The sequence below is a fragment of the Rhodococcus sp. WY5 genome (assembly GCF_018588185.1).
Taxonomy (GTDB): Bacteria; Actinomycetota; Actinomycetes; order Mycobacteriales; family Mycobacteriaceae; genus Rhodococcus_F; species Rhodococcus_F qingshengii.
Genome location: NZ_JAAMPR010000001.1, coordinates 4,405,162 through 4,417,820, shown reverse-complemented (window position 1 = coordinate 4,417,820; position 12,659 = coordinate 4,405,162). Strand labels below are relative to the sequence as shown.

At 64.6% G+C, this 12,659-nt stretch carries 11 protein-coding genes; all 11 read left to right on the top strand.

Going from position 1 to position 12,659, the window contains the following annotated elements; translation table 11 throughout:
- The first annotated feature begins 14 nt into the window (after window positions 1-14).
- The 11 genes from G4D79_RS20300 to G4D79_RS20250 all read left to right on the top strand — a co-directional run bounded on the left by G4D79_RS20300 (window position 15) and on the right by G4D79_RS20250 (window position 12,471).
- Window positions 15-1,109, top strand: a complete 1,095-nt coding sequence (locus G4D79_RS20300) for a Xaa-Pro peptidase family protein (protein ID WP_003944812.1) — start codon at window positions 15-17, stop codon at window positions 1,107-1,109.
- Between the two features lie 34 nt (window positions 1,110-1,143).
- Window positions 1,144-1,707 (top strand): elongation factor P, encoded by a 564-nt coding sequence (efp, locus tag G4D79_RS20295; protein WP_003944958.1) that lies wholly within the window; start codon window positions 1,144-1,146, stop codon window positions 1,705-1,707.
- On the top strand, window positions 1,708-2,205 hold the full coding sequence (gene nusB / locus G4D79_RS20290) for a transcription antitermination factor NusB (RefSeq protein WP_214514310.1): 498 nt from the start codon (window positions 1,708-1,710) through the stop codon (window positions 2,203-2,205). It begins immediately after the preceding gene.
- A gap of 173 nt (window positions 2,206-2,378) precedes the next feature.
- Window positions 2,379-3,020 carry a bifunctional pyr operon transcriptional regulator/uracil phosphoribosyltransferase PyrR gene (gene pyrR / locus G4D79_RS20285; protein WP_003944977.1) on the top strand — a complete coding sequence of 214 codons (642 nt, stop codon included), beginning with the start codon at window positions 2,379-2,381 and terminating at the stop codon, window positions 3,018-3,020.
- Window positions 3,017-3,961: an aspartate carbamoyltransferase catalytic subunit gene (locus G4D79_RS20280; RefSeq protein ID WP_003944883.1), complete on the top strand. Its 945-nt coding sequence runs from the start codon at window positions 3,017-3,019 to the stop codon at window positions 3,959-3,961. The genes pyrR and G4D79_RS20280 overlap by 4 nt, the downstream gene beginning before the upstream one ends.
- The gene (locus G4D79_RS20275) at window positions 3,958-5,295 is read left to right on the top strand and encodes a dihydroorotase (protein ID WP_007728012.1); all 1,338 of its coding nucleotides are present in this window, start codon (window positions 3,958-3,960) and stop codon (window positions 5,293-5,295) included. Before G4D79_RS20280 ends, G4D79_RS20275 begins: the two co-directional genes overlap by 4 nt.
- 6 nt (window positions 5,296-5,301) lie before the next feature.
- The gene (locus tag G4D79_RS20270; RefSeq protein WP_003944773.1) at window positions 5,302-5,868 is read left to right on the top strand and encodes a transporter; all 567 of its coding nucleotides are present in this window, start codon (window positions 5,302-5,304) and stop codon (window positions 5,866-5,868) included.
- Window positions 5,865-7,040 (top strand): glutamine-hydrolyzing carbamoyl-phosphate synthase small subunit, encoded by a 1,176-nt coding sequence (carA, locus tag G4D79_RS20265; RefSeq protein ID WP_007728009.1) that lies wholly within the window; start codon window positions 5,865-5,867, stop codon window positions 7,038-7,040. The genes G4D79_RS20270 and carA overlap by 4 nt, the downstream gene beginning before the upstream one ends.
- On the top strand, window positions 7,040-10,396 hold the full coding sequence (gene carB, locus G4D79_RS20260) for a carbamoyl-phosphate synthase large subunit (protein ID WP_003945010.1): 3,357 nt from the start codon (window positions 7,040-7,042) through the stop codon (window positions 10,394-10,396). The genes carA and carB overlap by 1 nt, the downstream gene beginning before the upstream one ends.
- Window positions 10,393-11,214 carry an orotidine-5'-phosphate decarboxylase gene (gene pyrF / locus G4D79_RS20255; protein WP_007728008.1) on the top strand — a complete coding sequence of 274 codons (822 nt, stop codon included), beginning with the start codon at window positions 10,393-10,395 and terminating at the stop codon, window positions 11,212-11,214. The genes carB and pyrF overlap by 4 nt, the downstream gene beginning before the upstream one ends.
- Window positions 11,215-11,271: 57 nt before the next feature.
- Window positions 11,272-12,471 (top strand): glycosyltransferase 87 family protein, encoded by a 1,200-nt coding sequence (locus tag G4D79_RS20250; RefSeq protein WP_308252595.1) that lies wholly within the window; start codon window positions 11,272-11,274, stop codon window positions 12,469-12,471.
- The last annotated feature ends 188 nt before the right edge of the window (window positions 12,472-12,659 follow it).

Here is a 12,659-nt window from a genome sequence, read left to right as displayed (position 1 = left end):
GGTAGGTTCGAGGGATGCCGGTCGACTTCAGAACACGCCGTGAATCCCTCAGACGCCTCCTCTCGGAGCGCGAACTCGACGCGATTCTCGTCACAGATCTCCTCAACATCAGATACCTCACCGGTTTCACCGGTTCCAATGCGGCGCTCGTCGTCAGTGCATCCGATTCAGCGTCCGACGAGCGTGAGACGGTGATCTGCACCGACGGCCGCTACGTGACGCAGGTGTCAGAGCAGGTGCCGGACCTTCGGGCCGAAATCGCCCGTTCGAGTGCTGCGCACTTGATCGAGAAGTCCACGGCGCCCGTTCTCGCGTTCGAGTCACATGTGGCGACGTTCGCCGAACATCGGGCTTGGACCGAAGCAGCGCCGAAGATCCGGTTCGAACCGGTGAGTGGACTCGTCGAACAATTGCGCATGGTCAAGGACGAGTACGAGGTGGAGTTGTTGCGAGCCGCGTGCACCGCAGCCGATGTCGCGTTGGCGCAGTTGATCGCTCGCGGCGGTCTGCGACCTGGCCGAACGGAACGAGAGGTCGGCCGCGAGCTGGAAAATCTGATGCTCGACAACGGGGCGGACGGTATTTCCTTCGAGACGATCGTGGCGGCCGGCGCCAACTCGGCGATTCCGCATCACCGACCGACCGACGCGATCCTGGCGTCGGGTGACTTTGTGAAACTCGACTTCGGCGCCCAGGTCGGTGGGTACCACTCGGACATGACACGGACCTACGTGCTCGAGTCCGTTTCCGATTGGCAACGGGAGATTTACGAGCTCGTCGCGCGTTCGCAAGCTGCCGGTTGCGACGCGCTCGCGCCGGGTGTCGAATGTGCGGCAGTCGACGCCGTCGCCCGTGCGGTGATCGACGATGCAGGCTACGGCGAGTTGTTCCTGCACGGCCTCGGCCACGGTGTGGGGCTCGAAATCCACGAAGCACCGGGGATCGGCAAGCTCGGCACCGGTACACTTCTTTCCGGCGCGGCGGTGACCGTCGAGCCGGGCGTGTACTTCTCCGGGCGCGGAGGTGTACGGATCGAGGACACGCTCGTTGTTCGTGAGCAGGGGCCAGAGCTGCTCACACTGACCGCAAAAGACCTTACCGTCGTCTGAGACGGTTTCCCGACCCCTAGGAGACGCGAAGCAAGTGGCTTCCACCAGTGATTTCAAGAATGGTCTGGTTCTGCAGATCGAAGGCCAGCTGTGGACGATCATCGAGTTCCAGCACGTCAAGCCCGGCAAGGGCCCTGCCTTCGTGCGCACCAAGCTCAAGAACGTGCTCTCGGGCAAGGTAGTGGACAAGACGTTCAACGCCGGTGTGAAGGTCGAGACCGCCACGGTCGACCGTCGTGACATGACGTACCTGTACCACGACGGCAGCGACTACATCTTCATGGACGGCGACACCTACGACCAGGTGTCGATCAGCGAGTCCACCGTCGGCGACCAGTCGCGTTTCCTGCTCGAGAACATGGCAGTCCAGGTCGCGACCCACGAAGACGTTCCCCTCTTCGTCGAGCTTCCGGTCACCGTCGAGCTCGTCGTCAAGCACACCGATCCGGGCCTGCAGGGCGACCGCTCCACCGGCGGCACCAAGCCTGCCACCCTCGAGACCGGTGCCGAGATCAACGTCCCGCTCTTCATCAACACCGGTGACAAGCTCAAGGTCGATTCCCGTGACGGCAACTACCTCGGGCGTGTGAATTCCTGAGTGTCCGGCACACATAAGAAACTCGGTGCACGCCACAAGGCGCGCAAGCGTGCCGTCGACTTCCTCTTCGAAGCCGAGGCACGTGACCTCGATCCGGTCGCACTGGCGTCGGAGCGTTCTGATCTGTCCGTCAAGGACGACGCGGTAGCACCCGTCGCGGCCTACACCGTCACGTTGGTGTCCGGCGTTGCGGAGAATCTGGACCGGATCGATCAGGTCATCTCCTCGCATCTGCAGGACTGGACGCTCGAGCGTCTGCCCGCCGTCGACCGTGCGATTCTGCGTATCGCCGTGTGGGAGCTCTTCCACGCGACGGACGTTCCGCCGGTTGTCGCCGTGGACGAGGCCGTCGAACTCGCGAAGCAGCTCTCGACGGACGACTCTCCGGGATTCGTCAACGGAATCCTCGGCCAGGTCGTTCTTGTTGCGCCGCAGGTTCGATGGGCTGCGGCCGCGACCTCCCAGCGCGCGCAGGAATCGGATTCGGGTACCGAGTAGCAAGTTTTGTTCCACCACCGCCGTGCGAGTGTCACCGTGCGCGTTGTGTGTCTGCACACAACCGGTCGGAGTCGCTGCTCGCACGGCGGGATCAGGTCTGTCGGCTGATAGGGTGGGGACCGTCAGACATCCTTTAACGATCCGTCCAGTGAGGCGGAGAAGGAGGTCGCTGCATGAGCGTGCCCGAAGGGTCTCGCCCATCCGATCTTGCAGGTCCAGGTAACTCGAAGGCGCCGGTCGGTGCCGAGGCAGGTAGCGAAACCCGCGAATTGTTGTCCGCCCAGGATGTGGGCCGGACCATCGCGCGGATCGCTCACGAGATCATCGAGAAGACCGCACTCGACGGACCCGAGGGAACTGCCCCTCGTGTGGTCCTGATCGGGATCCCGACGCGTGGAACCACCCTCGCCACGCGACTGCGCGCCAAGATCGAAGAATTCTCCGGTGTGCGACTTCCCATCGGATCTCTCGACATCACCCTTTACCGCGACGATCTCCGGAACAAGCCGCACCGCCCGCTCGAGCGCACGTCCGTCCCCGAAGGTGGCGTCGACAATGCGCTGGTCGTTCTCGTGGACGACGTCCTCTTCTCCGGTCGCACCGTGCGCTCGGCACTTGACGCGTTGCGCGATCTGGGCCGCCCCCGCGCGGTCCAACTCGCAGTGCTCGTGGATCGTGGTCACCGCGAACTCCCGCTGCGCGCCGACTACGTCGGCAAGAACGTCCCGACCGCGAGGTCCGAGGACGTCAAGGTTCTCCTCCAGGAGCACGACGGCAGGGAAGCGGTAGTCATCTCCGGGGGTAAGAGCGCGTGAAGCACCTACTTTCCATCGCGGACCTCGATCGTGAGTCCGCGGTAGAACTTCTCGACGAGGCAGAACGGTTCGAGCAGGCACTTCTGGGACGAGAGGTACGCAAGCTCCCGACGCTGCGCGGACGCACGGTCATGACGGTGTTCTTCGAGAACTCGACGCGCACCCGGGTGTCTTTCGAGGTGGCAGGCAAATGGATGAGTGCCGACGTCATCAATGTCAGCGCATCCAGTTCCTCGGTGTCCAAAGGTGAATCCCTGCGCGATACCGCGATGACCCTGCGCGCGGCCGGTGCCGACGCACTCATCGTGCGCCACCCGGCTTCGGGCGCCGCCCACCAGATCGCAAAGTGGACCGGAGCGGCCGACGACGGTGGCCCGGCAGTCATCAACGCAGGTGACGGCACGCACGAGCACCCCACTCAGGCGCTTCTCGACGCTTTGACCCTTCGCCAGCGTCTCGGCGACATCGAGGGCAAGCGGATCGCCATCGTCGGCGACATCCTGCACAGCCGTGTCGCCCGCTCCAACGCACTGCTGCTCTCGATGCTCGGTGCCGAGGTTGTTCTTGTTGCGCCGCCGACACTGCTGCCGGTCGGTGCGCACACGTGGCCGGTCACGGTTTCGCATTCGCTCGACGCGGAACTGCCCGGACTCGACGCGGTGCTGATGCTGCGGGTTCAGGCCGAACGCATGAACGGTGGCTTCTTCCCGTCGCAGCGCGAGTACTCGATCAACTACGGCCTGTCCGAGAAGCGGCTGGCGATGCTGGCCGATCACGCGGTGGTCCTGCACCCCGGCCCGATGCTGCGCGGCATGGAGATTGCATCCGCCGTTGCCGATTCCTCCAAAACTGCTGTACTGCAACAGGTTACCAACGGCGTACACATGCGCATGGCTGTCTTGTTCCGACTGCTGGTCGGGTCGGAGGACGGTGCGCTGTGACCAGAAACGAGAACGGAGAATCACCCGTGAGTGTCCTGCTCCGCGGAGTCCTGATCTACGGAGAAGGTGAGCCCACCGACGTACTCGTCGGCGACGGCACGATCCTCGAGATCGGCGTGGACCTCGATCCGGCCACGGCATCCGAGGTGATCGATGCCGGCGGGCAGATCCTGCTTCCCGGCTTCGTGGACCTGCACACACATCTGCGTGAGCCCGGCCGCGAAGACACCGAGACCATCGAAACCGGAAGCTCGGCAGCGGCTCTGGGTGGATACACCGCGGTCTTCGCGATGGCCAACACGAGTCCCGTCGCCGATTCGGTGGTCATCACCGATCACGTCTGGCGACGCGGGCAGGAAGTCGGCCTCGTCGACGTCCACCCCGTCGGCGCGGTCACAGCGGGCCTGGAAGGCAAACAACTCGCCGAGATGGCGACCATGGCCGCAGGCGTCGGCAAGGTCAAGATGTTCTCCGACGACGGCCACTGCGTCTACGACCCACTGATCATGCGTCGCGCGCTCGAATACTCCAGTTCACTGGGCGTCCTGATCGCCCAGCACGCGGAAGAGCCGCGTTTGACCGTCGGTGCGGTCGCCCACGAGGGCCCCACGGCCGCGCGTCTCGGCCTGGCCGGATGGCCGCGAGCAGCCGAAGAATCGATCGTGGCCCGCGACGCACTGCTCGCGCGTGACGCCGGCGCCCGCGTTCACATCTGCCACGCCTCCACCGCCGGAACCGTCGAACTCGTGAAGTGGGCTCGCAGCCAAGGGATTTCGATCACCGCCGAGGTCACCCCGCATCACCTGCTCCTCGACGATTCACGGCTCGAGACGTACGACGCGATCAACAAGGTCAACCCGCCCTTGCGTGAGGCCAGTGATGTTGCCGCGCTGCGCAAGGGTCTGGCCGAGGGAATCATCGACTGCGTCGCGACCGACCATGCTCCGCACGCCGAGCAGGACAAGTGCTGCGAGTTCGCAGCCGCTCGCCCTGGAATGCTCGGCCTCGAGACCGCACTCTCGATCATCGTGCAGACGATGGTCCAGCCCGGCCTGTTGGACTGGCGCGGTGTTGCCCGGGTCATGAGCGAGCGCCCCGCGGCAATCGTCGGCCTCGACGATCAGGGCCGTCCCATCGAGGTGGGGGAGCCCGCGAACCTGACATTGGTCGATCCGTCGGCCGAGTGGACGGTCCACGGTCCCGACCTGGCGAGTGTCGCGCATAACACTCCGTACGAGTCGATGACATTGCCCGCTCGGGTCACGACCACACTGTTACGTGGCCGCATCACCGCACACGACGGGAATGTGCGGCTGCGGAGTAGCGAGGAGTAGCGCGTCATGGACAGAGCACTGTGGATCATCGGTCTGGCGATCTTCTGGGTCGCGATGATCGGCCTGATGTACGTCGGCTGGCGTGGACGCGCTCGACGCCAGAAAGACAAGATCGGCGAACTGCCGACGGTACCGGCAACCCTGGGTGAACTGCTCGTCCTGCCGACCACCGGCCTGTACGTCGGCAGCACCATCGCACCCAGTTGGCAGGACCGAATCGCCGTCGGCGACCTCGGTTTCCGCGCCACCTGCGAGATCAGCCGCTACAGCGGCGGAATTCTGGTCGAGCGTGACGGCGCGTCGGCGATCTGGATTCCGGAGAAGTCGATCCGCGCGATCCGCACGGAGAATGGTCTTGCCGGCAAGGTCATGAGCAAGGACGGCGTCCTGGTGATTCGCTGGGAATTGCCGAGCGGAACCGAGATCGACACGGGCGTGCGCGGTGACGACAAGACGGTTTATCCGGACTGGGTCAAGCCGGTGACTGCTTCGAACAAGACCGCTTCGAACAAGACGAATGACAACGAAGACGCAAGCTCTGGCGACATCGAGCAGAACGGAAAGAACGCATGAGCGGCTTTGACAACAGCCCCGCAGTACTGGTCCTCGAAGATGGACGGGTGTTCCGCGGAACCACCTTCGGTGCGGTTGGACAGACCCTGGGCGAAGCGGTGTTCAGCACCGGAATGACCGGCTACCAGGAAACGCTCACCGATCCCAGCTACCACCGCCAGATCGTCGTCTCCACCGCACCGCAGATCGGCAACACCGGCTGGAACGACGAAGACGACGAGTCGGTCGGACCGACCGGCGAGCGTGCCGGCGCCAAGATCTGGGTTGCCGGGTACGTCGTTCGTGACCCCTCGCGCGTCACCTCGAGCTGGCGTGCAACCGGTTCGCTCCAGGCCAAGCTCGAAGAGCAGGGCATCGTCGGAATCGCCGGGATCGACACCCGCGCCCTGGTTCGCCACCTGCGTACTCGCGGTTCGATGAAGGCCGGAATTTTTTCCGGTGAAGCCATCGCCGCCGATGACGAACTGGTCCGACGGGTTCAGGATCAGCCGACCATGCTCGGCGCCGATCTTGCCGGTGAGGTCAGCACCACCAGCGGCTACGTCGTCGAGCCGAAGGGCGGGGAGGCGCTGTACACGGTTGCCGCCATCGACCTCGGTATCAAGACCAACACCCCGCGCATGTTCGCCGAGCGCGGTATCCGCGTCCACGTGTTGCCGTCCAACGCGAGTCTCGAACAGATCCTCGACCTGAAGGCCGACGGAGTGTTCCTCTCCAACGGTCCCGGTGACCCGGCCACCGCCGACGGCGCAGTCCACCTCACGAAAGAGGTCATCGGACAGGGCTTGCCGCTGTTCGGTATCTGCTTCGGCAACCAGATCCTGGGCCGCGCCCTGGGCCTGAGCACCTACAAGATGAAGTTCGGCCACCGCGGCATCAACATCCCGGTGATCGAGCATCAGACCGGTCGCATCGCGATCACCGCTCAGAACCACGGCTTCGCGCTCGAAGGCGAGGCCGGTCAGGAATTCGACACCCCGTTCGGCCGCGCGGTGGTCAGCCACACCTGCGCCAACGACGGAGCCGTCGAAGGTGTTCGCCTGCTGGACGATTCGGCCTTCTCGGTGCAGTACCACCCCGAGGCGGCAGCCGGCCCGCACGACGCCGCGTACCTCTTCGACCGCTTCACCAGCCTGCTCTCCGCACGGAAAGAAACCGGAGTCAAGAACTAATGCCACGCCGTACAGATCTCAAGCACATCCTGGTAATCGGCTCCGGTCCGATCGTCATCGGTCAGGCCTGCGAGTTCGACTACTCGGGCACCCAGGCCTGCCGCGTCCTCCAGGAGGAGGGCCTGCGCGTCAGCCTGGTCAACTCCAACCCGGCCACCATCATGACGGACCCCGAGTTCGCCGACGCCACGTACGTCGAGCCGATCACGGCCGAGTTCCTCGAGAAGGTCATCGCCAAGGAAGCCTTGCAGGGCAACAAGATCGACGCCGTCCTCGCGACGCTCGGCGGTCAGACTGCGCTCAACGCCGCAGTGGCGCTGCACGAGCAGGGCATCCTCGAGAAGTACGACGTCGAACTGATCGGCGCCGACTTCGACGCCATCCAGCGCGGCGAGGATCGCCAGAAGTTCAAGGACATCGTCGCCAAGGTCGGTGGCGAATCCGCGAAGTCCGCAGTTTGCTACACGATGGACGAAGTACACGCCACGGTCGCCGAACTCGGTTACCCGGTTGTCGTGCGTCCGTCCTTCACCATGGGCGGCCTCGGTTCCGGCATGGCGTACGACGTCGACGATCTCAACCGCATCGCCGGTGGCGGTCTGGCCGCGTCGCCGACGGCGAACGTCCTGATCGAGGAATCCATCCTCGGATGGAAGGAATACGAACTCGAGCTCATGCGCGACAGTCGCGACAACGTCGTGATCGTCTGCTCCATCGAAAACGTCGACCCGGTCGGTGTCCACACCGGAGACTCGGTCACCGTCGCCCCGGCGATGACGCTGACCGACCGCGAGTACCAGGCGATGCGCGACCTTTCCATCGACATTCTGCGAGAGGTGGGCGTCGACACCGGCGGCTGCAACATCCAGTTCGCGATGGACCCGAAGGACGGCCGCCTGGTCGTCATCGAGATGAACCCGCGTGTCTCCCGCTCGTCGGCTCTGGCGTCGAAGGCGACCGGTTACCCGATCGCGAAGATGGCGGCCAAGCTTGCCATCGGCTACACGCTCGACGAGATCGTCAACGACATCACCAAGGAAACCCCGGCTTGCTTCGAGCCGACGCTCGACTACGTCGTCGTCAAGGCTCCGCGGTTCGCTTTCGAGAAGTTCCCCGGTGCCGACGGAACTCTGACCACCACGATGAAGTCGGTGGGCGAGGCCATGAGCATCGGCCGCAACTTCACCGAGGCTTTCGGCAAGGTCATGCGTTCGCTCGAGACCAAGCGTGCGGGTTACTGGACCGGTGCCGACATCGAGACGGAGAGCCTGGATGCACTGCTCGCCGATCTGAGCGTTCCGCAGGACGGCCGCATGTACGGCATCGAGAAGGCATTCGCGCTCGGCGCAACTGTCGAGCAGCTCTTCGACGCCACCAAGATCGATCCGTGGTTCCTCGACCAGTTCCAGCAGATTCACGAGCTCGGTGAAAAGCTGCGCGCTGCAGAGTCTTTCGACGAGGCTTCCCTGCGTCAGGCCAAGTACCACGGCATCTCGGACCGCCAGATCGCGGCTCTGCGCCCCGAACTCGGTGGTGACACGCACGCAGGTGAGGACGCCGTTCGCGCTCTGCGTGATCAGCTGGGCGTGCGCCCCGTCTACAAGACCGTCGACACCTGCGCCGCAGAGTTCGAGGCCAAGACGCCGTACCACTACTCGACCTACGAGCTCGATCCCGAGGCCGAGTCCGAAGTTGCTCCGCAGACCGAGCGACCCAAGGTTCTGATCCTCGGATCCGGCCCCAACCGCATCGGTCAGGGTATCGAGTTCGACTACTCGTGTGTCCACGCGGCGCAGACGCTGTCCGAGGCCGGGTACGAGACCGTCATGGTCAACTGCAACCCCGAGACCGTCTCTACGGACTACGACACCGCTGATCGCCTGTACTTCGAGCCGCTGACGTTCGAGGACGTCTTCGAGGTCTACCGCGCGGAGGCGCAGTCGGGCACCGTTGCCGGCGTCATCGTCCAGCTCGGCGGCCAGACCCCGCTCGGACTGGCGAAGCGTCTCGAAGCTGCCGGCGTCCCCATCGTGGGAACCAGCCCCGCAGCCATCGACCTGGCGGAGGACCGCGGCGAATTCGGCCGCGTACTGACCGAAGCCGGTCTGCCCGCACCGAAGTTCGGTACCGCCACCACGTTCGACGGCGCCCGCGAGATCGCGGCAGGTATCGGCTACCCGGTGCTGGTGCGTCCGTCGTACGTGCTCGGTGGACGCGGCATGGAGATCGTCTACGACGAGGCTTCCCTCGCCGACTACATCTCGCGCGCCACGGAGATCTCCGACGATCGTCCGGTCCTGGTCGACCGCTTCCTCGAAGACGCGGTCGAGATCGACGTCGACGCTCTGTGCGACGGCACCGAGGTGTACCTCGGCGGCGTCATGGAGCACATCGAGGAAGCCGGCATTCACTCCGGTGACTCGGCGTGTGCGCTCCCGCCCATCACTCTGGGCCGGGCGGATCTCGAGAACGTCCGCCGCTCCACCGAGGCTCTCGCGAAGGGCATCGGCGTCAAGGGCCTGCTCAACGTCCAGTACGCCCTCAAGGACGACATCCTCTACGTGCTGGAAGCAAATCCCCGCGCCAGCCGCACGGTTCCGTTCGTGTCCAAGGCGACGGCCGTCCAGCTGGCCAAGGCATGCGCCCGCGTCATGCTCGGCGAATCCATCGCGGAACTGCGTGCGAGCGGCATTCTGCCGGCGAAGGGCGACGGCGGAAACACCCCGGCCGGTGCACCGATCGCGGTCAAGGAAGCTGTGTTGCCGTTCAACCGCTTCCGCCGCGCCGACGGTACCGGCGTGGATACCTTGCTCAGCCCGGAAATGAAGTCCACCGGTGAAGTCATGGGAATCGACTTCGACTTCGGTACGGCTTTTGCCAAGTCGCAGACTGCCGCCTACGGTTCGTTGCCCACCACGGGCGCGGTGTTCGTCTCGGTCGCCAACAAGGACAAGCGTTCGCTGATCTTCCCGGTCAAGCGCCTGGCAGACCTCGGATTCACCATTCTTGCCACCGAAGGAACCGCAGATGTTTTGCGGCGCAACGGTATCGAGTGCAAGCAGGTGTACAAGCAGTCGGGTGAAGATGTTCCGGCCGGTGCCGAGACCATCGTCGACCAGATCCGCAGCGGCGAGGTCGCCATGGTCATCAACACGCCGTACGGCAACAACGGCCCGCGTGTCGACGGCTACGAGATCCGAAGCGCAGCGGTTGCGTCGAACATCCCGTGCATCACGACGGTGCAGGGCGCCTCGGCTGCCGTGCAGGGCATCGAAGCAGCCATTCGCGGCGACATCGGAGTTCACTCCCTGCAGGAATTGCACGCAGGTCTTCGTCAGCCGGCACAGCAGTCGTGAGTCACAGTTGGGGGCAGCGTCTCCGGTCCGCGATCGCGGACCGGGGGCGGCTGTGCGTCGGTATCGACCCGCATCCCGCGCTTCTCGACGCGTGGGGACTGCCGCGTACGGCCGAAGGTCTCGAGACTTTCGCCGAGATCTGCGTCGAGGCCTTCACCGGTGAGGTCGGACTGGTCAAACCTCAGGTCGCGTTCTTCGAGGCTTACGGCAGCGCCGGCTTCGCCGTGTTGGAGCGGACCATCTCGGTTCTTCGTGATGCGGGAACTCTGGTCGTCGCGGATGCCAAGCGCGGTGACATCGGTTCGACGATGGACGCGTACGCGCAAGCCTGGTTGGGTGATTCGCCGTTGGCCTCCGACTCGGTCACCGTTTCGCCGTACCTGGGATTCGGGGCGCTGACTCCGACACTCGAACTGGCAAGGCAGAACGCCCGCGGGATCTTCGTCCTGGCACGAACCTCCAATCCGGAAGGCGGCGTACTTCAACAGTCGTCGACTGACGGTGTGAGCGTGGCTCAGTCGATCGTCGACGCTGCGGTCGATGCGAACGGCGACGGCCGTGACACCGTCGGACTGGTGGTCGGTGCAACTCGGGACCACGGTCTGGACCTGTCGCAGTTCAACGGCCCGATTCTCGCTCCGGGACTCGGCGCGCAGGGTGCGACGGCAGCGGATCTCGCAGACATCTTCGCGGGATCGACCGAGCTCCTGCTGCCGAACACTTCCCGTGGGGTGCTCAAGCATGGTCCTTCGGTATCGGCACTTCGGGAGGCAGCAATGCGTGACCGAGACGAGATCGAAGCCGCATTGGCGAACTGATCCGTGAGTGACCTCGAGGCTCGTTCGAGCGGTGGAACCCGGTGGTACCGTCCGTCGGTGAATCGTTGGTGGCAGATCGGACTTCTCGTCGCGGCGTGCGCGCTGCTGGCCACCGGGTTCCAATCCGTCACCGGCGTACACGGCGACGATCTCGCCGTGTACCGGACGGCGGGTCAGGCCGTCCTCGACGGCTCGAACCTGTACGACGAGTCGTTCAACGCGAGACTGCCGTTCACGTATCCGCCCTTCGCTGCGCTCGTCGCCGTTCCCGTCGCCCTGGGTTCCTGGGGTGCGGTCCAGTGGGGATGGAGTTTCGTCAGCCTCCTGATGCTGGCCGCGATCATCGTGCTCAGCTATCGCGAAGTCCCGTTCACACGTAAGCGGCCAGTCGTCGTCTACGTGGGTTTCCTGGTCCTGTGGACGGCGGCATCGCCGATCTCCGATCACCTCGGGTACGGCCAGGTCGGGTTGTTTCTGACTCTCCTGTGCTTGATCGACGTGCTGGCTCGACCACGGTGGATTCCCGAGGGCGTGCTGGTGGGGATCGCCGGCGCGGTCAAACTGGTGCCACTCGTCTACTTCGGTTACTACGTGATCACCGGGCGCTGGAAAGCAGTTGGGGGCGGCCTCGCCGGCTTCCTCGGCGCCACGGCTCTGGGCTTTGCGGTTCTCCCACGCCAGACGATCGACTACTTCGGCGACATCGCCTCACTCTCGGGGCGCGTCGCCGTCGGTGACCCGTCCGTGTTCGGTAACCAGTCCGTGCGTGGAATGGCCTTGCGGCTACTTCCCGAGGGCCTGGTGGGTCCGGCCTGGCTCGTCGCCTGTGCGGTGTTGGGTGTCCTCGGAATTGTCGCGACGCGGCGCGCTCAGCGCCTGCGGGGCGATCTCGCCGGTTTCACGGTGGTGGCTCTGCTGGCGGCAATCGTGACTCCCATTGCCTGGACGCACCACTTCGTGTGGTTGGTGCCGGCGGTGGGTGTACTCCTCGTTCCGATCAAGTCGGGCGTGGGGGAGGGCACTCGATCGGTCCCTGTGTGGTCCTGGATCGCGATCGGTCTCACCGCTGTCGTAGTGCTGTTTCGGCTTCCTCGAGTCGGCGCGGACACGGATATCCCGGTAGTCGGCTTCGTGCTGGAGAATTCATTGCTCTGGGCGAGCCTCGCGGTAGTGCTCGCTCTGGCCGCCCCCGGCGTGAGTCGCATCGAACCCGAGACGGTCGACGCCGGCGATCCGAAATCGTCGCTGCAGACCTGAAAACGGGCCGCGACACGCGCATAGGCGCCGAAAATGCTCGAAAATTTTGGATGTGTCGGCGACCACGTTCATTCCCGCAGGTAACGATTTCGCACACTCGCACGGGGGTGTCGCACGCTATGGGTCGAAATACATTGTGTTACAGTCTATTTCGGTACTGTACGCACGTTCGTGTGGCGTCGAATTCG